This window comes from Cupriavidus nantongensis (assembly GCF_001598055.1).
Lineage (GTDB): Bacteria > Pseudomonadota > Gammaproteobacteria > Burkholderiales > Burkholderiaceae > Cupriavidus > Cupriavidus nantongensis.
This window is the reverse complement of sequence record NZ_CP014844.1, coordinates 303,739-329,485: the sequence shown is the minus strand read 5'-3', so window position 1 is coordinate 329,485 and position 25,747 is coordinate 303,739. Positions and strand designations below refer to the sequence as shown.

Below are 25,747 nucleotides of genomic sequence, written 5' to 3'. Positions count from 1 at the left end.
AGGCGGGCATCGGCCTGCTTCGAGGAGATTGAAACCATGTGGAAGGATGAATCGCTCGCCGGTAAACGCGCACTGGTCACCGCCGGGGCCAGCGGGATCGGGCTGGAAATCGCGCGCGCGCTGGCCGAAGCCGGCGCCCGCGTCGCGGTCTGCGACGTGGCCGGTGACGAGCTGGAGCGCGTCTGCGCCGAATTGCCGGGCGTGGTGGCCGTCAGGGCCGATGTGTCGAAGGAAAGCGACGTCGAAGCGCTGTTCCAGGCGGTGGACCAGGCCTTTGGCGGCCTCGACGTGCTGGTCAACAATGCCGGCGTTGCCGGACCGACCGGCGGCGTCGAAACGCTGTCGCTGGCCGACTGGGAACGCACGCTGGCGGTCAACATTACCGGCCAGTTCCTGTGCGCCCGCGCCGCGGTGCCGCGCCTGCGGCAAGGCCGCTCGCCGTCGATCGTCAACCTGTCTTCCGCCGCCGGGCATCTCGGCATGCCGGGCCGTTCGGCTTACTCCGCCTCGAAATGGGCGGTGGTGGGCTTTACCAAGTCGCTGGCGCTGGAACTGGGCGCCGACGGCATCCGTGTCAACACGGTGCTGCCCGGCGCGGTCGACGGGCCGCGCATCCGCGCCGTGATTGCCGCAAAGGCCGAGTCGCTGGGCAAGCCGCTGGAGGAAGTGACGCGCGACTACACCTCGCAGGCAGCGCTGGGGCGCATGGTGACAATGCGCGATATCGCCAACATGGTGCGCTTTCTGTGCAGCGACCAGGCGGCCAGCGTGCATGGGCAGGAGATGGTCGTCGACGGACTGACCCAGGCGCTCAGCTAGCGCGCCCCTCGCATTCCTTGCACCGCGGGTTATCCGCGGTGCGGACCACCAACACCGACAAGGGAACCACCATGGCCAAGCGAGCCAAAGCCATCATCACCTGCGCCCCGACCGGCGCCATCCACACGCCCAGCATGTCGCCCCATTTGCCGGTGACTGCCGAAGAGATCGCCACCGCCGCCATCGATGCGGCACGCGCCGGCGCCGCCATCCTGCACCTGCATGCGCGCGACCCGAAGGACGGCCGCCCGTCGCAGGACCCGGAGCTGTTCCGGCCGTTCCTCGCCAGGATCCGCGCCGAGACCGATGCGGTGATCAATATCACCACCGGCGGCAGCCCGCACATGACCGTCGAAGAACGCATGCTGCCGGCCACCACCTTCAAGCCGGAGCTGGCGTCGCTGAACATGGGCTCGATGAACTTCGGCTTGTTCCCGATGCTGGAGCGCTTCAAGGATTTCCGTCACGACTGGGAGCGCGAGCACCTGGAGAACAGCCGCAACCTGATCTTCAAGAACACCTACCAGGACATCGAGAACATCCTGCGCATCGGCAATGCCAACGGCACGCGCTTCGAGTTCGAGTGCTATGACATCAGCCATCTCTACAACCTGCGGCACTTCCTCGACCGTGGGCTGGTCAAGGGGCCGGTGTTCATCCAGTCGGTGTTCGGCATCCTGGGCGGCATCGGGGCCGATCCCGAAGATCTGATGCACATGCACCGCACTGCGCAGCGCCTGTTCGGCGACCAGTTCCGCTGGTCGATCCTCGGCGCCGGCCGCAACCAGATTCCACTGGCCACCATCGGCGCGGCAATGGGCGCCAACGTGCGCGTAGGGCTGGAAGACTCGCTCTGGATCGGCCCTGGCCAGCTGGCCGCATCCAGCGCTGAGCAGACCACGCGCATCCGCACCGTGCTGGAAGCGCTCAACATCGACGTTGCCACGCCCGACGAAGCCCGCGACATCCTCGACCTCAAGGGCGCGGCAGGCACCGCGTTCTGAACCGCTGGGCCGCCAAGGCGCGGCCCAGCCAGGCATCGATCACCGAAGACATCAACCAGGCCGAATGGCAAATCCGCGCCAGGGGCGCAGCGCCGTATCCGCCGATGGAGACTAAGCACATGCAGACCGTACCCGCCTCGGGCGCACCGCCGCTGGCCGCGCCGACCGACCGTCCGCTGACCGCGCTACTGTTCCGCAAGCTTATGCCCTTGCTGGTGCTGTCGTACGTGATCAGCTTCCTGGACCGCACCAACATTGCGCTGGCCAAGACCCACATCGCCGTCGACCTGAACATTTCGGCCGCCGCCTACGGCCTGGGCGCGGGCCTGTTCTTCCTCAGCTACGCCTTCCTGGAAATCCCAAGCAACCTGATCATGCATCGGGTCGGCGCCCGCTTCTGGATCACGCGCATCATGGTGACGTGGGGCCTGCTGTCCGCGGGGATGGCCTTTGTCCAGGGCGAGACATCGTTCTACATCATGCGCGTGCTGCTCGGCGCGGCCGAGGCGGGACTATTCCCCGGCGTGATGCTCTACCTGACATACTGGTTCGGCCGCGAGGATCGCGCGCGGGCGGTGGGCTACTTTCTGCTCGGTGTCTGCATCGCCAACATCGTCAGCGGCCCGCTGGGCGGCGCATTGCTGGCCATGGACGGCATCTGGGGCTTCAAGGGCTGGCAATGGATGTTCGTGCTCGAAGGCCTGCCCGCCGTGTTCCTGGCCGCCGTAGTCTGGAAGAAGCTGCCCGACGGACCGGACAGCGCGCCATGGCTGACCCCGGCACAGGCCCAGGCGGTGCGAACCCGCCTTGCCGCGGAAGCCGCCGATGCCAGCACCGGCAAGGCCGGCCATTCTTTCCTCGGCGCCATGCGCGACCCGCAGGTGTGGCTGGCGATCTTCATCTACTTCTGCCACCAGATCTCGATCTACACGGTGATCTTCTTCCTGCCGGGCATCATCGGCACCTACGGCAAGCTCACGCCTGTGGAGATCGGCCTGCTCAATTCTCTGCCTTGGATTGCCGCCGCCATCGGCGCCGCCTGGCTGCCCCGCCATGCCAACACCCCGGGCCGCGGCCGCCGACTGCTCTGCCTGGGGCTGGCGGTGATGGCTGGCGGCCTGTTGATTGCTGCCTTCGCCGGCCCGGTGATGGCGCTGGTGGGCTTCTCGCTGACCGCGCTGATGTTCTTCGTGGTGCAGTCGATCGTGTTCCTGTTTCCGTCGTCGCGGCTGAAGGGCGTGGCGCTGGCAGGCGGTCTGGCGCTGATCAATACCTGCGGGCTGATTGGCGGATTCATCGGGCAGTCGGTGATGGGTCTGATCGAACAGGCGACCGGAAGTACGCGTAACGGGCTGATCATCATGGCGGCGCTGCTGCTGGTGGCGTGTGCGGTGGCGCCTGCGTTGCGGCAGGGGCAGGAGCGGTGACAGGCCTGCACGGCCCGTAGTCAATCACCCTAATACCTTCGACGTTCTCACGGTACTACACCTTCCCCGTTGGGCCGGCGGGCTGTCGTGGTCCGCCTCCACTCGGCGTCCGAATACTCGTCCACTGCGGAAACAAGCACCAGCTTGCCGTGTATATAGCGATGGGTCGCGTCAGCGGCCTAACAAGTATCAGCGAGGCAAGTGTGGGGTCCTGGATGAGAGGTTCATTTCCTTTCAACTCTTTGAACCATCTACATTCCCCATCCTGTAATACAGGTTCAACCCGCACTTTCCGCCTCCCGGAATCAGCCTCACGTAGGTTGACCCGACGAGCGCGGCGCTGCCGTTTCCGCTGGCTTTCGATCACGCAAACTGCGCCCCATCCCGAACTGACGAACTCGTCGACCAGCTGATCGGCGTCTTACGTTTGCTCGAAGAGCTATCCACAGCCCCTGGTTGACCATAGTCCCGCTTTAGCGACCAGCGGACGACTTCGGCACGAAATTTCCCAAGCGCGCGTGGCCGAGGTGCTTACGTCGCGCACGACGATAGGAACTTTCGGGCTGCCAAATCCGCACTCTTCTAGCCGCCACGTCGGCGTCCGTCAGGCCTAAATGCGAAAATTATCGGCCAACAATTCCCACTCACTTGAGCTCGCCTGATGTTTTTAAATTGACGTGAATCAACGATTACGTCGATTAAGATAATTTCCTTATCGTAACGCCTAAGCTGATTCTGGAGGCAACTTTCCGATTAAAGGACTTCACGTCTTCTATAAGAAACCTATGTGCCGAGCGAGTAGAGAGGATGGCCCCCTTTCCATGAGAGCCGCAGAATGAAAAGCCTCCTTGACTGCACCAGAATACTTGTTGTTGAACAGATAAGAGAGCCGATCGGTGTTTTCTGGTCATTGGTGGCCCCCGTCGGATATCTCGCCTTCAGAACAAGCGCATACGGCGATACCGAGAGCCAGCACTACGAGCAATCGATCGGATGGTGCCTGGCATACATCGCCATGATGACATCTCTGTTCGGGTTCGGCCTTTACCTGATAGGTCGGCGCGAGAGCGGGTTCGTGCGCTCATTTTTGACAAGCGTTCGGAAGAGAACGCGCTTTCTTATTGCGCAATATCTGGCGTCTCTTTGTATGTCATTGCTTTATGGCGCGGGGTTTCTGGTCCTCACATCCAACCTTTTGACATGGATTCCCGTTTCAGAGATGTTGAGATACTTCGCCATGTTTGCGGCTTTCTGTTCTTTGTTCATGCTGGCTTCGACCTGTCTCGCCACACTTCCCCTCACCTTTCAGTCGGCCAGCAGCCTCCTCTCTATCGCAGCGACGGCAATTATCGTCATTGGAATCGGCAGCACTACCGTGGCAGGCAGCCAAGCCCTGGCCCTGGTTAACCCATTTTTAGTGGGGGCAAGAGCGATCTCGGAGACGCACTGGGAACGCGCTCTTGTCATTGCATGCATTGGCCACGCGCTCATGTTTGTCTGCCTCGGTGTCTATGGGGCAATCCATCAACGCATCAACCCCCAATGGAGCAATCGCTAATGCTTGTCGACGCGTCGCTTGCAACAGAGAATCTCGGGTTCCAGCATAAGGCCAGAAACATACTGAGGGCCGTGGATATCGATGTTCACCGCGGTAGCATCGTCGGTCTACTGGGTTCGAATGGCGCCGGCAAGACCACGCTCTTCGACATTCTGTGTGGTCTGAAGACGCAGACCGCAGGCACGATAACACGTAACGTACCGCCCGAAAGGGTGGCCTACCTCACCCAAGTCATAACCATCCCAGATGCGCTCAGGCTCGGGGAGTTAGCCGAGTTGGTCCAAGGCATAGCGAAGTGCAGCGGCTCCGCGCTTGATGAGCTCGTCGGAAAGCTCGGCTCCCGAGAGAGGGAGAGGTTTGCAACCCTCTACGGCCGGCGTGCGGCAGGATGCAGCTATGGTGAAAAAAGATGGTTCGTTTTCCTGACCGTGTTGTCGATCGATGCGGACATCTACATCCTCGATGAACCGACGGCCGGCGTTGATCCGGAGTACGCCGTCTATATGTGGAGGATCTTGCAAACCCTGCGGGCCAATGGGAAATCCGTGCTTTTCTCCACCCACCATGTTTCGGAAATCGCTGATCATTGCGATTACTTTTACTTCCTTAAGGATGGCATCACGCGGAAATTTCAAACCGGGAGGGAATTTATCAGTGTAACCGGGGCGCTGTCTCTTGATGACGCTTTCGTAAAATATGCCATCGCGGATCTGGACTGATTTTCACCGGTCGTACCAAGGGTATGGCGAGCGATTTACCGCGGCACGGCGTAACAGAGTTCAAATCCGCCTCGCACACGAAGATGCGGATAGGCACAACAAGCTTTCACTCGTTGCGAAGCACCCTGTATAGCCTCTTCTCGTCGCCACAGCGGCCTGGCCAGCTCTTGGTCAAGACGTGTTTTCCGCAAAGAAATCGGATAGCTCCTACATCTGCACGAATTCCAATTCAGTAGGCTCAGTCTCTCATTACGGCCATGCGGATTGAAGAGAGACATGTGCCGAGTGCTAAGGACCTTGTTCGGCTTCGGCCCAGCGCCGTGCTGTGCCCGTACCGCTTGGCTCACGTCCCCGCACCTCAGCAGGATTCATCAGCGCAGCTCGGTGAAGGGTCAGTACTGCGACGCTTTCCTCGGGAGCTGGTGAGGCCTGCCAACTTTCCCACGAGCTCGCCAGCAATGGGCTCTGTGTTTTACCGGTACTAAGAAATGGGAGTCGATATGCGGAAGCAGCGAAATGCCATCCTCCTGGTTGCGATGGGCCTTACCCCGGTGCTGTTGACGGCCTGCGGGGGCGGCTCGGAGAGCCCCGACGAAGGGAGGGGTGGCGGCCCACCGGCGGCCATCAATCAGCTCGACGCTGAATGCCTGGCTGCGCCCGCGGTCGGCCAGCAGGTCACGGCGACGCTCACTGCGGCCCCCCTTATCCAAGTCGCCACGTTCCAAACCAAGGCCCTCGGCAAGACAAGCTTCGACGGCGGCAATTACGACACGCTTGAACTCAAGCTGCTGCATGGCATTTATGACTGGGGCGGCAAGGACGCTCTTGTCTATATCGATCCGATGTCGCCAATCTTCCCGATCGGTGTCACGGAATACAACCACCGCAGTACGGGCAACTACAACAAGTACCGCCGCTTTACCTATACCGACATGGTGACCGGCCAAACCGGCACGCCGAGCCTGGTGGGCATGAAACCTAACGAGACACGCAGCTTCACGATGGCCGAAGCGGACGCCACTGCTCTGGCCACCAAGCCGCAACCGACGCTTGTGCCCATCAGCCGCGTGGTCGACGTGGCCGTGCAGTATGTCGGCCGCGAGGATGTCACAGTCAAAGGGGTGACCTATAAGGGGGCCTGCAAGCTGGTGCTGCACTATGAACGGAAGGATCAAGGCAGCCTGTACCCACTCCCGGTACTGGAAGGCACAGCCTGGCTAGCCCCAAGCGCGGGCGTCGTCAAGCTCTCGGGGGCGCCGTTAGTCGGCGCGGACATGATGACTGCCGAAACGACCGGTATCGTGTCGGTCAACTGAGAGGTTGCTTAAGTTCAGCGATGCGCATGCTCCTCGTCGTCTTCGCATCCGCGTCGCCGTTTGAGATGAATGACTGGTCTGCGCGGACATCAAAGCGGAATCGATATCAAATGTTTGTCCAGCGGCTCTCCGTGACGGTGGGGTCCTGTCCGCATATTTGTGTACAGTTGCGCCTGCTGCAGCTATAGAGGAGGAAATGGCTGCGATTACGGCGTTCATGGAGAAGCGGGCTGACCAGGAGCGGCGTTGGGTTCGCCTTTATATCTTCGACGTTCTTCACGGTAGTACATCTTCCCTTTGCGACGGTGCGCTGTTGCGGTCCGCACCCACTCGCCGTCCGAGTATTCATCCACGCTAGAAACAAGCGTCAGCTTGCCCTGCACATAGCGATAGGTCTCGGAGTAATGGCTGCAGCAGCCCCCACGTTGAGCGGTATGAATAGTCCGGGTTTTCGCGTCGATCCACAGTTGGGTCAGCTCTGACAATTCCCTGGAGAAACTGAACCGACGCCGTACCGGGTCGTACAGGAACACGTTGGTCGTACTGTTCGGACCGGCGCCGCCAGACATGCCGTGTATCGTAATATCTGGATGGCCGTCGAAGTTGGCGTCTACCACATTGATCGCTTCGTCGCCCAGCACATAGCGGCCATCCGACTCGAAATCGCGAAGTACCTGCAGGCGCTGGCCGCTGTGCCGCGACAGCACTTCGATGGCAACCGGTTGCGGTGCGTCCGTGTCACGGTCGCCAGGTACTACGCCCACGCGAAATCGGAAGTCACGCGTCGAGGCGCGCTGTGCCAGCCACTGCACAGCAACGACATCGTCGCGGTCGATCCACCCATGGCGAGCATTGCCATCTTCGAAGTAATCGACCTCGAACCATTCCGACTGACGGTCAAGCACTGCGACGAACGTTCCGGCCTTCAGTTCGGAACGGTTATTCGTGCGTTCACGTGAAGCGAAAACTGGGACTGCGTTTTCCAGGAAGAGAATGTCCTGGTAAGGACGTACCTTTTCCAGCGTAAAACGATCGGTACGGTATGTGACCTCGACGCGCTGGATCCACCTGCCATAGGCAGCAGGGTCACACACGCCGAGCAGGCAGCCGACCCTGTCTTCCTGAGTGGGAGTCCGTTCAGCCGGGATATGAATCCCGGCAAGATCGCGTCGCCGCGGCGGGTGCCGCAGGACAAAGCTGGCAAGGGTCCGATCGGACAGCGCTTCCTCGCCAGCACAGAACGGATTGGTGGTCGAATAATCGTTCCAGCCTGGCAGGGCATAGGCAATGCAAGACAGTTCGCCACGCTCGGCCTTGTAGCCGTCCACCGTTAGGAACAGCACCCTGTTGCGCTCGGGCTCGGCATATCTCGCTTCGCGCGACACCACGGCATACGTGACACCGGCCGCGGCAGGGAAAGCATGCTCGAATTTTTCTTCGATGCGCTTATTGGGCCCGGCTTCAGCCCGTTGCACAGCGGTCAGGTAGGAATTGGCGTCCATGCGGTAGATGCCTGGGGTCAACGCGGCGCCATAGGCGTGTCCGGCAACAGCGGCGCCGAGCATCAGCAGCGCGAGAATCAATGTCTTCATTGGGTGAAGGCTCGGAAAGTGAATGCGTTTTCCACATCGAAGCCGACGTTATATCGGCGCCCCCATCCGGCCGCAACGCTGTCTGCACCAGATTCAGCAGCGAAGTAAGGATTTTTCTGAGGCCGCAGGCCTCCTCCATACGGAGAAAGTCACGGCACCAAAATAACAAATCCGATCTTGATCTGGATGAATGATTTCCGTATCGCTTTGTGGAACTAATGGCGTTCCTTTCCCGGCAATGGATTTCATCCAAGTGCTATGGACGCCGCAGCCCTGTTCAAGAACCTATTTTCGCCGGTTCACCGCCTCTATTCGCTGGACGGCACCGGCCCGCTCGAGGCGCTGGCAGTCGAGGCGTGGATCGGCCGCGAGGCGATCTCCGAACTCTTTGAATGGCGCATCGTCGCGGTCAGCGCCAATCCTTCGCTGTCACTGGATGCGTTTCTCGGCCAGCGCCTGACACTGATGACCACACTGGCCAGTGGTGGCCAGACGGCGCGCACCGGGCTCGTACGCCAGGCGGAGAAGCTGGGTGCCGATGGCGGCCTCGCGCGTTACCGGCTGACCGTGGTGCCGTGGCTGTGGCTGACCACCCAGGAGCGCCACAGCCAGGTGTTCCAGCAACGCACGCTCGACAGCATCATCGACGAGGTGCTGCGCCCGTACGCGCCCTATGCAAGCTGGCGCTACGCGCCCGGCGCGCTGGCGCGGATCGGCGCGGACCGAAAATGGCCGCATATCGCGCAGTTTCGCGAGACCGACTATCACTTCCTGTCGCGGCTGATGGCCGAGGCGGGTCTTGGATATACCGTCGTGGAAGACCAGCAAGCGCCGCATCACCACACGGTGCTGATCTTTGCCGACAGTGCAAGCCTGGACGAAGACCCTGAATCCGCGGCGGCCGGCGGTATCCGTTACCACCGAGCCCATAGCCAGCAGGCCACCGACGCCATCCAGCAGCTGACTTGCGAAACGCGTTCTGCAATTCCCGGGGTTGCCGTCACCGCGTGGGATGCCGAGGCCAAAGGCACCGTGCGCGGCCATGCCCCGGCACGCTTCGGCGCGATGCAAAACATGCCCGATTCCTACCTGTCAGTGAGTCCGTCGCTGGCGCCCGACACCGCGGCCGCGCAACGGATTGCCGAGCAAGTGATGGAAGCCATCGAAGCACGCGCGCTGCTGTTCACCGGTGCCGCTACGGTACGCACGTTGCGCGCCGGCACCCGGCTCGCCGTCACCGGCTGCCCTCACTTGCCGCCGCTGGAGAACGCTGCCGACGGCTATCCCTTGCTGCTCGATGCCGTCGAGCACTGCGGCTTCAATAACCTGGGGCAAGATACGCACGCCGAACTGTCGAAGCGTCTGGGTTCGCCGGAAGCCGCCCTGATCCTCGACAACGCCCCGGACGCACCAGAATCCACGGTCGAGATCCTGGGCTTGCTGGCACCGCCGCCCCTGCCAGCACGCGACGCTGCGCCGCCACAGTTGCTTGCCGTGGCCCGCAAACACGGCTATGGCGCGCTGTTGCGCGCCTTCGATGCGCGCCGGCCATGGCGCGCGCCCGTACTCGGCGCGGACTGCCCGCGCCTGTACAGCCGCCCGGTACGGCTGGGCGTGCACACCGCCATCGTCGTGGGGCCGGATGGTCAGACGCTTGCCGACGGCAACGCCGAGCACCACGTCAGCCCAAGGGGGCATGTGCGGGTGCGGTTCCACTGGCAGCGCGGCGAGCGCGCCGACGACCGCAGCAGCCGCTGGATCCGCGTGGCGCAGCGGCAAGCTGGCGCCGGCATGGGCTGGCAGTGGCTGCCGCGCATCGGCCAGGAGGTGCTGGTCAAGTTCACCGACGACGATATCGACCAGCCCTTTGTGCTGGGCGCGGTGTACAACGGTCAGGGCGAAGCGGGCATCGCGCCGACACCAGGCGGATGGACATTGAGCGGCACGTCTTTCGCGCAACCCTATGATGCCCAGGGCCTGTATGCGCAGGCCAGCGATGCCCACGGCAGCGCGCAGGGCAATCTCGCCCAGGGCAACAGCCCGCCCTGGCACGGCATGAGTCCGGAATCGCAAGGGCACCGCAACGCGGCGGCAATGACCGGCTTCAAGAGCCAGGAGCACGGCGGCACAGGCCATAACGAGCTGGTGCTTGACGACAGCGACGCGCAACTGCGCGCGCAACTGGCCACCACGCAAGCGGCGACACAGCTAAACCTCGGCCACATGGTGCACCAGCAGGACAACCGTCGCGGCAGCTTCCGCGGACAAGGCTTCGAGTTGCGCACCGACGGCTACGCCGCCGTGCGAGGACGGGTCGGACTGCTGCTGACCACCTACCGCGACGCCGTCACCGGCCGGGCCCTGCCGACCGGGGACAACGCGGCCGGCATCGCACTGCTGCGGCAGGGCAGCGACCTCGCACGCACACTGGGTGAAGCCGCGGCCGTACACCAGGTGCCATCGCCGAGCGTCGCTGCCGACGACCAGGCGCCGCTGCCGGCACAGGTTCGCGCGGCCGCCGGCATGGTCGACGGCCAGCACTTCGAGGCCGCACTGGCCGATGCCGCCGCCGGCAACACCGCCACGACTGCAGGCAAGGTCCCGCACCAGTCCGAACCCATGGTCCACCTGAGCGGCCGCGCCGGGATTGCCGTGGTGGCGGGCCAGGATCTGCAAATGGCCAACGGCGAAAGCGTGGCGCTGCTCAGCGGACAGGACCACAACGTCGCCGTGGCAGGCCAGGCGCGCGTGCATGCCGGGCAAGCAATCGGCATTGCAGCCGGGCTGTCCGCCGCCGGCGAAGGCAACGTCGGGCTGCAAGTGACAGCCGGGCAGGACGATATCGATCTCCAGGCCCAGCACGACCTCCTGAAGCTCGCGGCCCGCGAAGACCTGGTCATCGTTTCCGCCAACATGAACGTCGATTTTGCGTCGGCCAAACGCATTCGCCTGGCCACGGCTGGCGGTGCCTCGATCACGCTGGAGGGCGGCAATATCACCGTCGAGTGCCCGGGGCCGATCACCTACAAGGCCGCGCAGCGCAAGTTCGAGGGGCCGGTGGACACGCCCTATCCGTTGCCGGTGTTTCCGCAGAAGGCGTGTCTCGCCTGCCTGCTGAAAGCGGCAGCCGCCGGCACGCACCTCGCAGCCGTGTAGAAGCCATTGCCGGAGCTCTTATGTATTACGCAGTCGAGTCGCGCGATCCCGGGATATGGCTGGATGGGCTGTTACAGCGCATCGACGGTGCGCCGGACGTCCACTGGTCGGCTCTGGTCGATGGGGTTTTTGACCATGAGGGCAAGCCCTTCGCGGCACCGGTCCAGCGCTATCCGCTGTACGGCGATACCGGCGCGCTGCGTGAACTGTTGCCGGCGGCGCCTTACCTGTTGCCGCTTGACGGCATGGCCAGCGTCGAACGGCGCGACTTGCTGGCAGCGCTGGGTACGCACTGCCTGGGGCGGCCGATGCTGAGCTTCGTCGCTTCATGGCAGTCCGCCGAGCGCCTGGCTGAGCTGTGGCAGCCCTGCCTGCAGCCGGTCATCGCGGACGACGACACGCACTATCTGCTGCGATTTGCGGATACGCGCGTACTGTCGGCACTGCCTGTGGTCTTGAGCCTGGAAGGATGGAATCGACTGACTGCGCCTCTTGTGCAGTGGCACCTTGTAAATCGCCAAGGTGCGCTGGACATGCTGGCGCTCACCGAGCCAAGGGCCGAACCTGAGGCATACCGGGACGAGCCGCTGATGCTGTCTCAGGAAGAGCTGGACCGTATGGTCGATGCGGCGATGCCAGATGCTGTGCTGGACATGATGTACCGGGAGACGCTCCTGCCCGATATTGGGAAGACCAAAGCGTATCGCCTCGTCGCGCGGGCGTGTGAGGTGGCGAGGATGTATCGGATTGAATCAGCGCTGGATATCGCGCTGCTTGCGCTTTATGCAATGGCGAAGGGGGAGGCAAGTCTGGAGGCGCCGGAGTTTCTGCAATGGCTTGGGAAGTCGCGCCAATCGGATCTGGCGTTGCGGGAATACTTGCTCTCGGCGCTTGGCGATGGCGGTGGGGCGTGATGGCGCTGGCGAAATGGGGGGCGTGGTGGTTATCGTTGTTGCGATGGCATTGGCGTTGCCGATCGCAGGGTGCATCATCGCGATCAAGGCAAGTTGGCACCATGAGCTATGTACGACCTAATACGGAATAACCCATGATGATTACAAGAATGATCAGAGGCTCCATTGTTGTAATTCTGACCGCAGCGTTTCTGGGCCTTGCTGCATGCAGCAAGGCTGAAGCGCCGCAGGTCGCCGTCGAAGACGACGACACGCTCGGCGGCCAGATCGGCGTGCTGAACTACACCGACGTTCCGATCGGTGTGGTGTACGTCAATGGTCAATGGGCTGGTGGGATGGTGGCGAACGCGGGTGGCACGAGCTGGACTGGGGGGATATCCGTGCCGAAACAATGGGACCCCAACTTCAAGGTCACGATCGAATGGAGCGACGATGAGCTATTCGAGAAAGATGAGAAGGCGCTCTACAAGAAGGACGTTCCCGTCGAAAAGTACCCGCCACAGGGAGGCGCGTACTTCTATGTCGCGTTCTATCCGAACCAGGAGGTCAAACTTTACCTTACGCGGGGTTTGCCTGGCTTCGAAGGAGATCCATACGATTTGCCAGATCCAAAGGAAGCTTGCCTTAAGCGCCGCGCTCCAAAAGACCGGCGGCTGTGCTATCGCCCAGAATTACGTGACCCTCCTGAAAATTCTCAACAGACTAAATAGCGTGAGTAATCAGTCTTGTTTTGAGAGATTTGAACCTTTAGTTGTCAGTTCCGCCAGATGACGATCCATGACCACAGTCAAGTCTGCGCCACAGTGCCCGAACAACCCCTTCAAGTTGGCGCCGCCAGAGAAGCTGCGCAAACTAGCAGGACAGGACGTTCATCTCAACATGACGCCGCCATGCAAGGAGGATTTGCACTTCGGCTTTTTCTTTGACGGCACCCGCAACAACGCGGACAACGACCGGCCACGCAGCGCTCAAAGCAACGTCGCCAGGCTCTTTGACTTGTTCGATGTTGAGATAAGAGAGATTGAGTTGAAGCGGTATCGTTTTCGAAGCTATGTCGCTGGTGTGGGCAGCCCGTTCTACCAGGCGATAGGTGATCTCGGCATCGGGATCCAGGCAGTAGCTGGAGCCGCCGCAGGTTGGGGTGGAGAGGCTAGGATCAATTGGGCCTTGCTTCAAATGCACAATCACCTGCACGCCCACTATCATGATGTTCCATTAACCGATCGGTTCGGGGACCGCGACCTCGTCAAGCAGATGAGCGCCGACATAAGCGCCCCAGAAATCCAGATCCCAAACCTGGGCAGCACCGCCACCATCGAAAGCCAACTGAACGGCAAATACCGCGCCAAAGGCGAGTTTGATCGAGACCTGCGCGCACGCGTCGGCACGCTCGCATCGCTAACCGCCGTGGCTCGTACCAACTGGCGCGAGGTCAATACCAAGGGCCGTCGTGGTGTGCTCAATGAGCGCAAGACAGCGTTGGCCAAAGCGCTAGGCAACCTGCCCAGAGACCGCAAGCCGATCATCAAGCGAATCCACCTGCATGTCTTCGGTTTCTCGCGAGGCGCCGCGCAGGCAAGGGTGTTCTGCAACTGGCTGCGCGATGCCTGCGATGCCAACGGCGAAAAGCTCAGCCTGTGCGGCATTCCTGTCCAGGTCGATTTCTTGGGACTGTTCGATACCGTGGCCTCGGCCGGCATCGCGCAGAGCATGATGGAAACCATGGTCACCGGGCATGGCGCCTGGGCGCAAAAGCGCTGGTTGCGCATTCCGGGCCCGGACTTGGTCAAGCGCTGCGTGCATCTGGTATCCAGCCATGAAGTGCGCGGCTCTTTTCCTCTCGATAGCGCCCACGGCAGCAATGTGGAGGAATTCGTTTACCCAGGTGTGCACTCCGATGTCGGAGGTGGTTATGAGCCGGGTGAACAGGGCCGCGGGTGTGGCGATGATGGAAAGCCAGACGACAGCACAAAACTGTCTCAGATCCCGCTGGCCCATATGTATCGTGAGGCCGTGATTGCCGGCGTGCCGCTAATGAGTCCGGCATCCGCCCAAGCCGAGTTGAGAAAACAGTTTCGGGTCCACCCCGAACTTATCACCGCCTTCAACGCCTACCGCGACGCCACCATCTCCAGCACTGCCCCCACCACAACCCCGGAACTGATCCGAAACCACTACGGCTACTTCCTGCGCTGGCGTCATCTCCACCTTGGCAAGGTGGCAAGCATGCCGAGCGTCCAACGCGCACCCGCGAACGACCGCATGGATCTGGTCAAGGCCGATGCCGAACTGGCCGAGGAGTTGAAATGGGTCCAACGCTACGTCCACTACGAAAACCCCGTGCCGGACTGGATCAGCGGCCATTACACCGACTGGCTGATAAAAGGCGCGAAATGGATTGCCGAGGCCGTGGCCTCGACCGGGGCTTCCGTGGTCTCCGCCGTCGCTGGCCAGGTCACAAGCCCGGCCGTACATGCGGCGGTCCCCGAAGCGCCCGGAGGACCGATCGCGTGGCTTCCGCCATCGGGAGCCGTGCAAGGCGCCACCGTGTTCTCTCAGGGCAAGAGAGCAATCCGCATCAAGTTCGATAGCTGGAAGGACGTCAAGCAAGCATGGGAAAACAAGGATGTCTCACCTGCCATCGATGTCCTCTTCTCCCGCTATGTGCATGACTCCCGCGCCTGGTTCAAGCCATTGGGCGACGACGATGACGTCTGGTACCGCAAGCAACAGGACAAATTCGATGCGGTCGCGGCAAAAGCGGCCCGCAAGGAGTCTGCGCCTGTAATGATCGGCCCGATGACGGCCAAGGTGTGGGTATTGCCGCCACCGCCATTGAGCGATAAGGAACAAGCGATGCTGGAGACACACGCCCGCCTCAAGCGTCAACGCCAAGCCAAGGGCCAATCGGTCGACGCTGCGCTGAAAGATCTGGCCTACACCAGCCAGCTGCCGCAGCAGCCCAGCGGCCGTGAGCTCTGGCCGATGTGGGGCTACCTGCGGTGGCGGACGGTCTATGACGACAAGTACATGGACTACCGCGCCAACTTCCCGCAGCTCGCCGGACTGGACGCCAGCGCATTGAAAAGGCGGATGAAGGAACTGGAACCGCAGCTCAAGCTGACACGCTCCCGATCCGAAGCGCTTAACCGGACGCTGAGCAGCTCGGCTCGTTACGGGTCGGTATCGCAGGACCTCTATAACGACTTGGCAGGACAGTTTCGCCTGGCACAGGCGATAGAGGAAGAGATGGCTGCGATTACGGCGTTCATGGAGGAGCGGGCCGACTAGGTGCCGAGCTGACTTAGGTGATGACCAGCGATTTCCATGTGCCTCGAGTGATGCGGCTTGCGCGCAGGGGATTCGCTGCGCCCGGACAGGTATCATCGCATCAATCCACCGTCCGTTGCGGCACTCCTTCAATGGTATGCCTCCTTCCATGTCCGCCCCTGCAACACTCACTGAGACTCTCACACTCACCGCAGTTCAGACGCTTGCCGATACCGGATCGTTCGAGCGCGGCATGGCCTATTTCCATGACGGTGCCGTGTCCCGCCTCGAGGAGCGTGAAAACGCGGTTCGCGCCAGCGTACGTGGAACGCACCGTTACCGTGTAGAGCTGGCCGTCGCTGGCGATGGCGGACTCGCCTATTCGTGCAACTGTCCGGTGGGCGATGAAGGTGTCTTCTGCAAACACGCGGTAGCGGTCGCACTCGCCTGGCTTGAAAACTCCGGCGAAGAGGTGTTCCACGCCGAAGAGACAAGCCGGGACAAACCTCGCAAGAAGCGAAAGACCTACGGCGAGGTGATTCGCGAGTACGTTGAGACGCTGGACAAGAGTGCGCTTCAGGATCTGCTGCTGGAGGCCGCCGAGCTTGATCGGACGTTACGCGACAAGTTGCTGTTCGCCGCACGTACAGCGCAGTCAGATTTGCCGAGTATGAGAACCGCAGTGCAGCAGGTAACGCGCATCGCCCGACCGCTGGCCTGGAACGAGGCTGACGAATATGGCAACAGCCTGTGGTCGCTCGCCGATACCTTGCGCCAGCGGCTTGCCGGACCGCACGCCGCGGACGTCGTCGAACTCACAGAACTGGCCATTGCCGGCGCGGAGAAGAGCCTTGAGCAGATCGACGATTCCGGCGGAGGCGTGATGCCCGGCATCCTGGAACTGGCGGCTGTCCATCTCGACGCATGCAGGCAGACCCGGCCCGACCCTTTGAAGCTTGCGGAGCGGCTTTTCCGCCTGCAGACGCAAGGGCAATGGGATACTTTTTACAACGTCTTGCCGGCTTACGCAGAACCGCTGGGCAATAGCGGGTTGAGCTGTTATCGCAAACTCGTCAGCGAGGCCTGGGAAGCCCTTGCCCCGCTTGCTCCGGGCAAAGACCCTGGCCAGTCATTCGAGACGCGTCGACTGTATCTCGAGAACGCCATGCAAGCCCTGGCAGAGCATGACGGCGACATCGATGCACTGGTCCGGATTCTCTCCAAGGACCTTTCGAGTCCGTACCGCTTTCTCCAGATCGCAGAAGCTTGCGCGAAGCACGGCCGTCCGGACGACGGCCTCGCGTGGGCCGAGCGAGGTCTTCGTGAACCGGCCAGTCACGTCGACCCGCGCCTGCTTGACTTTTGCGTCGACGGATATCTGCGTCGCGGCGATTTCGACGAGGCCGCTATGCTCGCCTGGCGTCGCTTCGAGATGGATCCAACGGCAGACTCGTTCCCTACGCTGATAAGCGTTGCCAGGGCCATCGGTCGGCATGATGAGATCCGGAAGCGTGCACTGGAACATCTGTGGGCACTCGTCAAGAAGGAAGAGTCGCCCGGAAAATCGAAGCGCCGTGACTGGGAGAAGCCAACACGCACGGAACTCGTCAAGCTCTTCCTCTCCGAAGACAAGGACGATGCGGCCTGGGACGTCTTCATCGGCGGCCCGGTCGCGACGCAGTTGTGGCCGCGGATGGCGGAATGCCGCGCCAGAACGCATCCCCATGACGCGATTGCCCTCTATCACCAGCTGCTGCCAGTGGCTGCCGACAGCGGCACGCGCAGCGCGCGCTATGACGAGGCATTTGAAATCGTGCGCACCATCGGAAGCCTGCGGGCAAAGCTGGGCGAGCGTGCCGAGTTCGCCAGGGAACTGGAAGATATCCGCGCCACCTATCGCGCGAAGCGCAACTTCATCAAGTTGCTCGACAAGTTGTCCTGAGCTTGGTGTCGCTCTATCAGGTGGTCTATGCCGTTGGATAATCCAGCAATCAACGATCTGGAGAACCCCGCAGTGAAACAAGACACGCGCTGGATACGCCTTGGCCTGGCGCTGATTGGCGCCGTGCTGCTCGGCGATGCCGTCGCACTGATGAGCATGGGGTTATTCAACTTCGGCATCACGTTGCCGGCGTGCATTGGCATCGCGTTCCTGCTGCTCGCGTTGTGCTGGAATGGCGTGGCGCGCTGGCGGAAAGCGGATCGGCGGCGGCAGTGGTTTTGGCGTGCCGGATGGATGGCGTTCGCCATGTGGCTGGTTACGGTCGGCGTTTTCTTTTATGGCATCCGCAGCGGCATGGGCGTTTCCGTACCCGCGGGGATGCCGGTGAAGGCGATCGTCATTCTTGGATCGGGCACCCCAAACTGCAAGGCGTCGCCAACGTTGATTGCGCGACTGGATCAGGGACTGGTGCAGGCGCGGCGGTGGCCTGACGCCAAGGTCGTCGTGAGTGGCGGGCAGGACTTTGGGCTGCAGTGTGTCGAGGCGGACATCATGGCTGACTACCTCGTTGCGCGTGGCATCGCGGCCGACAGGGTGATTCGCGAAGGACGCAGTACCAGCACCGAGGAGAACCTGGTGTTCAGCCGGCGGTTGTTGGCGGGGCAGGGCGTCGATGCCACCGACCCCATTGTGGTGGTGACCAGCGATTTCCATGTACGGCGTGCGGTGCGGATTGCCGGCAAGGCAGGCTTCGGCAAAGTCGCCGGAGTCGGGGCTGGAACGCCGATCTACCTTCGATATAACGCCTGGCTTCGCGAGTACTTCGCAGCGATCAGCGGATGGGTGTTGAGGGAGTATTGAGGCTTCCGCCTCCGAGCGAAGCATGATCACGGCGTGACGCTTTCGGCGCACGCCGACCCTGACTCCACGCGGTCAGCACCGGACTAAAGTGCGTGCCGCTTGTCGGGTTCGCTGACCTCGACTAGCCTGCTATGGCCGTCAATCCTTCGCCGCGCTGCGACACGCATTTGATGCCAGAACCCGCGACCACCCGCTATGGCAAGGCGCTGCAGCGCCTGCGCGCGGTCTTTTCCCCGTTGAACATGGCGGCGGCGGCGTGGCTGATTGCAACATGGGCGTTCGCGGCGTATCAGCTCGTGAGCGAGCGGGACCGGTTGCTGCACGACGCCGCGAAGCGTACCCAGGCGCAGGCCCAGGCGTTCGGCGCGTACTCGAAATCCAGCATCCTGCGGCTGTCCGAGTTCCTGCTGGACTTGCGGGCCAGCTGGCTGGCCGGCCAGCCAGGTTTCATCGAAATGGTGCGCGAGCGGCAGAACCTGGTGGTGGACCTGTCGTTCCAGGTCGCGGTGATCGACAAGCATGGCCTGCTGATCTACTCATCCATCGCCCCGCCAGCGCCCGGCCAGAAGATCGACCTGAGCGGGCGCGAGCATTTCCGGATCCATCAGAACGCGGGCGGGCGCGACATGCTGTTCATCAGCGACCCGGTAATGGGCAAGGTCTCGCGCAAATGGTCGATCCAGTTCACCCGCCCCATCCTGCGCGCCGGCAGCTTCGACGGGGTGATCGTGGTCTCGGTCAGTCCGGAGCAGTTCGCCAGCTTTGCGCAGACGTTCACTGACCGCGATGGCAAAGTGGCGTCGGTCATCAAGACTTCCGGCCAGGTCCTTGCGCGCGTGCCGGCCCTGGAGGGCACGCTGGCCAGGGCGGTCAGCAACCGGCCGTACCTCGCCAGCGGGTCGCCCGACTCCGGTAGCTATCGGGCAATGTCGGGCTCCGAAGGCGTGGAGCGGGTCTTCGGCTATTACCGTTTGCCGGAGTACGGGCTCAATTTTGTGGTGGGCGAGGCGGTCAGCCTGGTGCTGGCGCCCTACGAGGTCTATCGCCGCATTGCCCTGGCCGGTGCCCTGGCTTCCACGCTGCTGCTGGCCCTGTTGTACTACAGCCTGCGCCGCTCCATGGCGGAGCGGCGGCGCCATATGGAGGAAATGCGGCTGGCGTCGCTGGTCTATTCGTCCAGCAGCGAGGCCATGATGGTGACGTCGCTCGATGGCACCATCATCGACGTGAATCCTGCCTTTGCCGCCGCCACCGGCTATACAACCAAAGAGGTCAAAGGCCGCCCGGCCTATATCGTCGGCGGGGCAGGCAATGCGGCAGCGCTGGTCGATCGCCTGCGGGCCACCGTGGCAGCCAAGGGCAGCTGGAGCGGCGAACTCTCGATCCGGCGCAAGGACGGCAGCGAGTTTCCCGCCTACCTCACCGTCGATACCTACCTGGCCCACGCGTATGGCGAGCGCCGCCGCGTTGCGCTGATCCATGACATGACCGAGAAGCGCCAGGCCGAGGACGTCATCCGGCACCAGGCGAATTTCGATGCGCTGACGGACCTGCCCAACCGCCGCCTGTTCTTCGACCGGCTGGAACAGGAGATCGAGCGATCGCGCGGCACGCAGGATGCGCTGGCGCTGCTGTTCATCGACCTGGATCGATTCAAGGAGGTGAACGATACCCTCGGCCACGAACAGGGCGACCAGTTGCTGCTGGAGGCGGCGCGGCGCATTGCGGCATCGGTGCGCGCATCGGATACCGTGGCACGGCTGGCCGGCGACGAGTTCACCGTGATCCTGCCCGCGGTGGGCGATGCCGGCGTTGCCGGGGACATCGCCCAGGCGATCCTGGAGCGGATTGCCGCCCCTTACCACCTGGCCGACGAGCGAGTGGTGGTATCGGCCAGCATCGGCGTGGCCACCTGGCCCAGGGACGCCGACAACGCCGAGGCCCTGCTGGTGTGCGACGACCAGGCGATGTTTGCCGCCAAGGCCGAGGGCCGCAATCGCTGGAAGGTCTTCTCGCAGGCGCTGCTGCAGGTGGAGCGGGAGCGCCTGCGCATCACGCAGGACCTGCGCACGGCGCTGGCGTCCGGGCAGTTCGCGCTGCACTACCAGCCCATTGTCGACCTGCGCACGGGCAAGGTCTGCAAGGCCGAGGCCCTGATCCGCTGGGACCATCCGGTGCGCGGGCCGATCCGTCCGGCCGATTTCATTGCCGTTGCGGAGGAATCCGGCCTCATCATCGACATCGGCCGCTGGGTGCTGACCGAAGCGCTGGACCAGCTTGCGCGCTGGCAGGTGCTGCGGGGCAAGGACTTCCAGATCTCGGTCAACAAATCACCCGTGGAGTTCTGCGCGCCGGCGAGCGGGCCCGAGTCCTGGTCCAGCATGATCGAGCGCAGGAACGTGCCGGTGGGCAGCCTCGTCATCGAGATCACCGAAGGCTCGCTGATGGAGCAGAACGCCGATGTCATGGACCAGCTCTCCCGCTTCCAGGCGGCCGGCATCGAGATCGCGCTCGACGACTTCGGCACCGGGTATTCGTCGTTGTCTTACCTGCGGCGCCTCGATATCGACTACATCAAGATCGATCAGTCTTTCATCCGCTCGCTGACGCGGGGTCCGGACGACGTGGCTTTGTGCCGTGCCATCATCAGCATGGCGCATGCGCTGCGCATTCGGGTGATTGCGGAGGGCGTGGAGACAGAGTCGCAGCGGGACATACTGGTGGCGGCGGGGTGCGATTACGGGCAGGGCCACTTTTTTTGTCCGCCGGTGGAGGCTAGGGCGTTTGAGGCGTTTGCGAGTGCGGTGACATGAGGCGGGTGGCTCCTTCGGCGCCTTGGTCCGCGGCTCATCCGCGCTTCGTCCTTGCGCTCACGAAAGCCTGAATGCAATCCAACCATGCCCAAGCGCGAGGCCAAGTGCGAATACCATGGCGCCTGCGATGTATGACGCGGCCAGACGCCTGCGATACCTATGCCGCCGAAACCATGCGATGAGAAGCATGGCCAGTCCCAGGAGCAGCAGCGACGCCGCGACCAGCAAGGCAGCCGCCAGATATACAACGGGCGCGCCGGTGTACAAGTCGCCCCGCTGAAACGGCGTCAACAGAAGTGCCGCCGCGTAGATGATTCCATCCAGTGCCAGGAGCACTGCCACGAGATCGACGCTGCGCACAAGCAGCGGTTTGAGGCTCATCGCAATCCCTCTGATGCCAGCCGCTGTGCCAGTGCAGCCCATCGCCGTTCGCTGTCGGCGACGACGTGGGCATAGTAGAAATGACCCTCGCCTCTCCCGGCTACCATTTGCATGGAGAGCTGCGGTGCGCACGCTACAAGGTCAGGCCATGGCATGCCTGCATAGACGGGATCGCCAACGGCTCCTGCGGCGATGAGCATGCCCCCTGTACTCGTCTTGTCTCCGTCCCTCAAGGCATAACGAAAATCTGGCATGGCAGCTCGCCAGGGAATCAGGCCAATACAGCGACATAGGCAAGGCCCATCAGCTATACAGGAACGTGAATCCGCTGGGCACACGAAAAGTCAAAGCGGTAGGCGGAATTTTCGGCACGACACGTAAACCGGCCACCGTTGCATCAACTTGCGGCACAACCTCCGGGCCACAACCAGAACGGCGCGACACCAGCTCGCGCCGTTTTACTGTCAGGCCTGCATTGCGCAGGCCTGTCCCTCGTCAAGCAAGCGCCTGCAGTCGATCAGCGCACCGGTCGATCTGCCGCTTGAGCGGCGAAATCAGGGCGTGCAGGCCGATGCTGTCAGGGATATCGCCGGCCTGCAGGTCCAGCAAGGTCAGGACGGATTGGAAGCCGGCGCTGACGCGCAGAAGGTCGTCGCTGATTTCGAGGATGTGGTCCTCGAGGGTGACGGCTTTGCTGGGTTGCGGTGGGGCAGCCTTGGCGCGGCGGCGGAACTGGGCGCGGTCGACTTTAGCCAGGTTTTCGGCTAGTTGGGCTTGTTTTTGGGCGAGGGTGGGCTCTTGGGGGGTTGGGGTGGTGCTAGTCATTGCGACCTCCGTACATAGGGTAGTGGAGGCTCGCCATCCGCTGTCAACCGGGTGGGCGAGCGCGAGGCAGGGTTGACAGACCGGCATGTACGAACCGGCGAGCGCGAAGGCTCCCCCGCCACGGCCCGCCCATAGGGGCGTACATAGGCGAAAGACGAGAGGATACAGCTTCGCTGCTCGTCCGGCGTACAAGGGTCAGGCTGTCAAACCTGGTCGACCATCGTGCTGGCGACGGTGCAAGTCTCCTACGGGATTCCCGATGGGAAAATACAGCGGAGTCTCAAAACTTCGCTGGACACTACGCACCATCGGTGGGATGGCCAGAGCCTCTCCCACGTCCCTAACACGAAACAGGCCGGCTTGTCTCGAATCCCTACTGACCAACGCGAAGGTCATCCCTCTGCCGGTTGCTTTGGAGATCCCTCCTCTCGAACCTGCGGAAATTTCGCAGCCAATCTCGGAAAATGGCGATACCATGCAAATTAATCAAAGAGCATGCGCCCCGAATGACTGCATCCAAAAAGAACCCAGATTGGCGCAGGGACGAGCTGATTCTGGCTCTGGATCTTTATCTTCGTCACCGGCAAAAACTGCCTGGATTCTGGCTCTGGATCTTTATCTTCGTCACCGGCAAAAACTGCCTGCTGAAGAGGCTAAGGATATTGAGGAGCTGAGCATCCGGCTCAGATAAATGGCATCAGTACTGTTCCCGGGCTATGTGCCATCGAATTCCTTTCGCAATACCAGCGGCGTTTACATGAAGCTCATGAACTTCAGGCGACTCGACCCTCAATACACTAGCGAAGGAAAGAAGGGGTTAAGTCGAGGCGCGAAGGGCGATGAGGATGTGTGGCAGCAGTTCGCGAAAGAGCCGAATCGTTGCCGGATTGCGGCAGAAGCGTTGCTTAAGGGGCTTTCGAATGAGACTTTCGCTAGTGCTTCCATGCACCATGATGACGATACAGAAGCCGCTGAGGGCCGCCTGCTAACCCGCACCCATCTAGTACGTGAGCGTGATCGCACGCTTGTCAGGAAGAAGTGCGAGCAAGTGTGGGCGAAGACGGGAAAGCTCGAGTGCGAAGTCTGCGAGTTCGACTTCGGCGATAAGTACGGCAAGCATGGCGCCGGATTCATCGAGTGCCATCATACAAAGCCGCTTTCGACTCTTCCGGAAAACGGCAAGACGCACATCAACGACTTAGCGCTTGTATGCGCCAATTGCCATCGGATGCTACATCGGGGGAAAGACTGGCTGGATATCAAGAGCCTAAAAAAGCTCCTGCCGGCGAAAATCAACAGCTAGTCATTGGGTACGCCCTACGAGTCGGTCGCCACTTGTGCGGACGCTACCGGGCGCTTCGCCGCGTGCTTCAAGATCACAGCTAGTCGATCGAGGGTGAACGAAATTCCGACGAAGCGCAGCGCGATAACGTAAAAAATCCCGGCCACAGCTGCGGCCGTCATCCAAATGAAGGGAATCTGGCCGTTATCAAAGAACTTTGCAAGCGTGACGGCAAGTGAACCGATAAGTGGGACTAGCCCTACCTTATCTAAAGCTCCGACAATATAGGCCATGCTCGATTTGACCTGCGTACTAACTGCGCATACATAGTCCTGAGCGAAGTTAATCTGGTCGGGCGTGTATGTCTCCCGCAGTTTGGATATCGTCTCATACCATAGTTGCATCCTCTTTCCCGCACCATCCAACATATCGACCTCCAACGTCTTCCACTCCTTCAGAAAACTCCTTGAAGTAGAGAGGCCATATGCAATAGTGGTGGCCGCGCCTACCACTAGCAAGCCCAAGCAAACATGAGCCAGCCAAAGTGGTCCGTCTCGCTCAGCAAAAAATGCGGTTAACCACGCCAGTGCCATCGCCCCTAGACTTACGACAAGGAGAACTCGCTGATGGCGCGGCGTCGAATCATCGCCATCACTTGTAGCTGCACGAACCGCACCGCTTAGCTCTCCCATCAAGGCATGAACCGTCATTGCCCTATCTGGAGCTGCTTGGCCCTTTTCGCTATTCGAACCCATGGCTTCCAGCTCAGTTGAAATCGACACAGTGCCTCCAACACCCGCCTGCATATCGCCGAGTCAGTATGCGGCGCTTACCTAATAGATTAGGCAGGCACGTACAGCCGCTTTAGCGGCACCAACCGCTTTGTCTCCGCATCCGTATTGTCGTAATGCTCAACCAGCGCCCGAACGAGATTATCGAGCGTCCATAGCGTTAGCGGCACCGTCGCACGGTCTGCCTCGTAGTGGGCATCCCGCGAAAAACCACCGGTGCTAACGTACAGGCCGCGATCGTCCTTATGGCGGCCGCCGAGGAAGCTTCGGATGGACTGGCTGCCCATCTGGCCGGACCGATGCTTCACTTCCACTACGATGCGCGGGTTCTCGAAGCCGAAGCCGTCTGGCGATGCAATGATGTCTTTGCCGCGATCGGGGCCAGCCGGGGAGACCTGCGTCTTGTAGCCCATCGCGCGGAGGATGCCGGCCACCAGTTCCTGCATCTCATCCCAGTCCAGACGACTAACGAGATCTTTGATGCGTTCAATGGCTTGCTGTTCGATGCCTGCCAGGGGGTCTGCTGCGATTTCTTCGGCAGCTTCCACCTCGGCAGCGGCTTCCACTACCGGATCGGGCGTCGGTTTGCCTGCAAGGACGGCAAGTAGCTCCTTCTTCGCGAATTCCGGTACCAGGAAGACCGTTAGGGTGGAGCCCAGGCTGTTCTTGGCAGCCACGGCCAGGTCGTCGCGGTCGATCTGCTTCGGCTCCCATTTGACCGCCCGCGCCATGGCCATGCCAGACTCCGCCAGCTCGGGTTGGTACCGATACGAGCCGGTGACCTTGCCCACCATGTAAGTGCGATTGGGCGGGGAGTAGGTCACCACCCAGTCACCGACCTGAATCTCATTGATGAACCGCCAAACCTGCGACGCGCCTGAAATGGCCGTGCCAGCTTTCGCATGCGGCTCCAGCACCTTGTAATGATCAATCAGCGCTTGCCGGGACATGCCGGGCTTTGCCACCGTGGCCAGTAGCTGCCACCCGATGGCCGCCACACCGCGCTCGTTGAACTCGTCGTACAGACGTCCGCCTTCGCCGCGGATCATCCACATCTTTGCCGTATTCATACGCGTA

At 61.8% G+C, this 25,747-nt stretch carries 20 protein-coding genes; 15 read left to right on the top strand and 5 right to left on the bottom strand.

What is annotated here, in order from left to right; translation table 11 throughout:
- Window positions 1-36 precede the first annotated feature (36 nt).
- From A2G96_RS01385 to A2G96_RS01360, 6 genes are all read left to right on the top strand, one after another.
- Window positions 37-819, top strand: coding sequence for an SDR family oxidoreductase (locus A2G96_RS01385; protein WP_062796085.1), 783 nt, complete (start codon window positions 37-39; stop codon window positions 817-819).
- Window positions 820-890: 71 nt separating this feature from the next.
- Window positions 891-1,823, top strand: coding sequence for a 3,5-dioxohexanoate:acetyl-CoA acetone transferase (gene kce / locus A2G96_RS01380; RefSeq protein ID WP_062802001.1), 933 nt, complete (start codon window positions 891-893; stop codon window positions 1,821-1,823).
- Between the two features lie 119 nt (window positions 1,824-1,942).
- Complete coding sequence (locus A2G96_RS01375) at window positions 1,943-3,250, top strand: MFS transporter (protein WP_062796083.1); 1,308 nt, start codon at window positions 1,943-1,945, stop codon at window positions 3,248-3,250.
- Between the two features lie 835 nt (window positions 3,251-4,085).
- Window positions 4,086-4,808, top strand: a complete 723-nt coding sequence (locus A2G96_RS01370; protein ID WP_062796081.1) for an ABC transporter permease — start codon at window positions 4,086-4,088, stop codon at window positions 4,806-4,808.
- Complete coding sequence (locus tag A2G96_RS01365; protein WP_062796079.1) at window positions 4,808-5,527, top strand: ATP-binding cassette domain-containing protein; 720 nt, start codon at window positions 4,808-4,810, stop codon at window positions 5,525-5,527. Before A2G96_RS01370 ends, A2G96_RS01365 begins: the two co-directional genes overlap by 1 nt.
- Before the next feature lie 488 nt (window positions 5,528-6,015).
- Window positions 6,016-6,843, top strand: coding sequence for a hypothetical protein (locus A2G96_RS01360; protein ID WP_062796077.1), 828 nt, complete (start codon window positions 6,016-6,018; stop codon window positions 6,841-6,843).
- A 215-nt stretch (window positions 6,844-7,058) separates the two neighbouring features.
- On the opposite strand, the gene A2G96_RS01355 is transcribed toward A2G96_RS01360, so the two are convergent.
- Window positions 7,059-8,435, bottom strand: coding sequence for an XAC2610-related protein (locus A2G96_RS01355; RefSeq protein WP_062796075.1), 1,377 nt, complete (start codon window positions 8,433-8,435; stop codon window positions 7,059-7,061).
- A gap of 258 nt (window positions 8,436-8,693) precedes the next feature.
- Between A2G96_RS01355 and A2G96_RS01350 the strand changes: the two genes are divergently transcribed.
- From A2G96_RS01350 to A2G96_RS01320, 7 genes are all read left to right on the top strand, one after another.
- On the top strand, window positions 8,694-11,591 hold the full coding sequence (locus A2G96_RS01350) for a type VI secretion system Vgr family protein (RefSeq protein ID WP_062796073.1): 2,898 nt from the start codon (window positions 8,694-8,696) through the stop codon (window positions 11,589-11,591).
- A gap of 20 nt (window positions 11,592-11,611) precedes the next feature.
- Window positions 11,612-12,505 carry a DUF4123 domain-containing protein gene (locus A2G96_RS01345; RefSeq protein WP_062796071.1) on the top strand — a complete coding sequence of 298 codons (894 nt, stop codon included), beginning with the start codon at window positions 11,612-11,614 and terminating at the stop codon, window positions 12,503-12,505.
- 134 nt (window positions 12,506-12,639) lie between these two features.
- Window positions 12,640-13,215, top strand: a complete 576-nt coding sequence (locus A2G96_RS01340) for a DUF3304 domain-containing protein (protein ID WP_150124038.1) — start codon at window positions 12,640-12,642, stop codon at window positions 13,213-13,215.
- A 67-nt stretch (window positions 13,216-13,282) separates the two neighbouring features.
- Window positions 13,283-15,796, top strand: a complete 2,514-nt coding sequence (locus A2G96_RS01335) for a T6SS phospholipase effector Tle1-like catalytic domain-containing protein (protein WP_062796069.1) — start codon at window positions 13,283-13,285, stop codon at window positions 15,794-15,796.
- 148 nt (window positions 15,797-15,944) lie between these two features.
- The gene (locus A2G96_RS01330; protein WP_062796067.1) at window positions 15,945-17,717 is read left to right on the top strand and encodes an SWIM zinc finger family protein; all 1,773 of its coding nucleotides are present in this window, start codon (window positions 15,945-15,947) and stop codon (window positions 17,715-17,717) included.
- A 150-nt stretch (window positions 17,718-17,867) separates the two neighbouring features.
- The gene (locus A2G96_RS01325) at window positions 17,868-18,578 is read left to right on the top strand and encodes a YdcF family protein (RefSeq protein WP_417926429.1); all 711 of its coding nucleotides are present in this window, start codon (window positions 17,868-17,870) and stop codon (window positions 18,576-18,578) included.
- 170 nt (window positions 18,579-18,748) lie between these two features.
- Window positions 18,749-21,391 carry a bifunctional diguanylate cyclase/phosphodiesterase gene (locus A2G96_RS01320; RefSeq protein ID WP_062801998.1) on the top strand — a complete coding sequence of 881 codons (2,643 nt, stop codon included), beginning with the start codon at window positions 18,749-18,751 and terminating at the stop codon, window positions 21,389-21,391.
- 57 nt (window positions 21,392-21,448) lie between these two features.
- Here the strand turns inward: A2G96_RS01320 and A2G96_RS01315 are convergent, their stop codons facing one another.
- Together A2G96_RS01315 and A2G96_RS01310 are read right to left on the bottom strand one after the other, a co-directional pair.
- Window positions 21,449-21,772 (bottom strand): hypothetical protein, encoded by a 324-nt coding sequence (locus tag A2G96_RS01315; protein WP_062796065.1) that lies wholly within the window; start codon window positions 21,770-21,772, stop codon window positions 21,449-21,451.
- A 495-nt stretch (window positions 21,773-22,267) separates the two neighbouring features.
- Window positions 22,268-22,597, bottom strand: a complete 330-nt coding sequence (locus tag A2G96_RS01310) for a DUF1484 family protein (protein ID WP_062796063.1) — start codon at window positions 22,595-22,597, stop codon at window positions 22,268-22,270.
- A gap of 506 nt (window positions 22,598-23,103) precedes the next feature.
- Between A2G96_RS01310 and A2G96_RS33670 the strand changes: the two genes are divergently transcribed.
- Both A2G96_RS33670 and A2G96_RS01305 read left to right on the top strand, forming a co-directional pair.
- Window positions 23,104-23,271 (top strand): hypothetical protein, encoded by a 168-nt coding sequence (locus A2G96_RS33670; RefSeq protein ID WP_154676074.1) that lies wholly within the window; start codon window positions 23,104-23,106, stop codon window positions 23,269-23,271.
- A gap of 17 nt (window positions 23,272-23,288) precedes the next feature.
- Window positions 23,289-23,900 carry an HNH endonuclease gene (locus A2G96_RS01305; protein WP_082818815.1) on the top strand — a complete coding sequence of 204 codons (612 nt, stop codon included), beginning with the start codon at window positions 23,289-23,291 and terminating at the stop codon, window positions 23,898-23,900.
- Between the two features lie 14 nt (window positions 23,901-23,914).
- On the opposite strand, the gene A2G96_RS33020 is transcribed toward A2G96_RS01305, so the two are convergent.
- Window positions 23,915-24,661, bottom strand: coding sequence for a hypothetical protein (locus tag A2G96_RS33020; RefSeq protein ID WP_150124037.1), 747 nt, complete (start codon window positions 24,659-24,661; stop codon window positions 23,915-23,917).
- A 59-nt stretch (window positions 24,662-24,720) separates the two neighbouring features.
- The gene (locus A2G96_RS01295; protein WP_062796060.1) at window positions 24,721-25,740 is read right to left on the bottom strand and encodes a restriction endonuclease; all 1,020 of its coding nucleotides are present in this window, start codon (window positions 25,738-25,740) and stop codon (window positions 24,721-24,723) included.
- Window positions 25,741-25,747 lie beyond the last annotated feature (7 nt).

What these genes read in the sequence shown, in the direction of transcription:
- A2G96_RS01335 (WP_062796069.1), top strand. Translation starts at nt 13,283, where the DNA reads ATGACCACAGTCAAGTCTGCGCCACAGTGCCCGAACAACCCCTTCAAG.
- A2G96_RS33670 (WP_154676074.1), top strand. Translation starts at nt 23,104, where the DNA reads ATGACTGCATCCAAAAAGAACCCAGATTGGCGCAGGGACGAGCTGATT.
- A2G96_RS01350 (WP_062796073.1), top strand. Translation starts at nt 8,694, where the DNA reads ATGGACGCCGCAGCCCTGTTCAAGAACCTATTTTCGCCGGTTCACCGC.
- A2G96_RS01345 (WP_062796071.1), top strand. Translation starts at nt 11,612, where the DNA reads ATGTATTACGCAGTCGAGTCGCGCGATCCCGGGATATGGCTGGATGGG.
- A2G96_RS01355 (WP_062796075.1), bottom strand. Translation starts at nt 8,435, where the DNA reads ATGAAGACATTGATTCTCGCGCTGCTGATGCTCGGCGCCGCTGTTGCC.
- A2G96_RS01370 (WP_062796081.1), top strand. Translation starts at nt 4,086, where the DNA reads ATGAAAAGCCTCCTTGACTGCACCAGAATACTTGTTGTTGAACAGATA.
- A2G96_RS01310 (WP_062796063.1), bottom strand. Translation starts at nt 22,597, where the DNA reads ATGACTAGCACCACCCCAACCCCCCAAGAGCCCACCCTCGCCCAAAAA.
- A2G96_RS01315 (WP_062796065.1), bottom strand. Translation starts at nt 21,772, where the DNA reads ATGAGCCTCAAACCGCTGCTTGTGCGCAGCGTCGATCTCGTGGCAGTG.
- A2G96_RS01340 (WP_150124038.1), top strand. Translation starts at nt 12,640, where the DNA reads ATGATGATTACAAGAATGATCAGAGGCTCCATTGTTGTAATTCTGACC.
- A2G96_RS01305 (WP_082818815.1), top strand. Translation starts at nt 23,289, where the DNA reads ATGGCATCAGTACTGTTCCCGGGCTATGTGCCATCGAATTCCTTTCGC.
- A2G96_RS01320 (WP_062801998.1), top strand. Translation starts at nt 18,749, where the DNA reads ATGCCAGAACCCGCGACCACCCGCTATGGCAAGGCGCTGCAGCGCCTG.
- A2G96_RS01375 (WP_062796083.1), top strand. Translation starts at nt 1,943, where the DNA reads ATGCAGACCGTACCCGCCTCGGGCGCACCGCCGCTGGCCGCGCCGACC.
- A2G96_RS01385 (WP_062796085.1), top strand. Translation starts at nt 37, where the DNA reads ATGTGGAAGGATGAATCGCTCGCCGGTAAACGCGCACTGGTCACCGCC.
- A2G96_RS01325 (WP_417926429.1), top strand. Translation starts at nt 17,868, where the DNA reads ATGAGCATGGGGTTATTCAACTTCGGCATCACGTTGCCGGCGTGCATT.
- kce (WP_062802001.1), top strand. Translation starts at nt 891, where the DNA reads ATGGCCAAGCGAGCCAAAGCCATCATCACCTGCGCCCCGACCGGCGCC.
- A2G96_RS01295 (WP_062796060.1), bottom strand. Translation starts at nt 25,740, where the DNA reads ATGAATACGGCAAAGATGTGGATGATCCGCGGCGAAGGCGGACGTCTG.
- A2G96_RS01365 (WP_062796079.1), top strand. Translation starts at nt 4,808, where the DNA reads ATGCTTGTCGACGCGTCGCTTGCAACAGAGAATCTCGGGTTCCAGCAT.
- A2G96_RS01330 (WP_062796067.1), top strand. Translation starts at nt 15,945, where the DNA reads ATGTCCGCCCCTGCAACACTCACTGAGACTCTCACACTCACCGCAGTT.
- A2G96_RS01360 (WP_062796077.1), top strand. Translation starts at nt 6,016, where the DNA reads ATGGGAGTCGATATGCGGAAGCAGCGAAATGCCATCCTCCTGGTTGCG.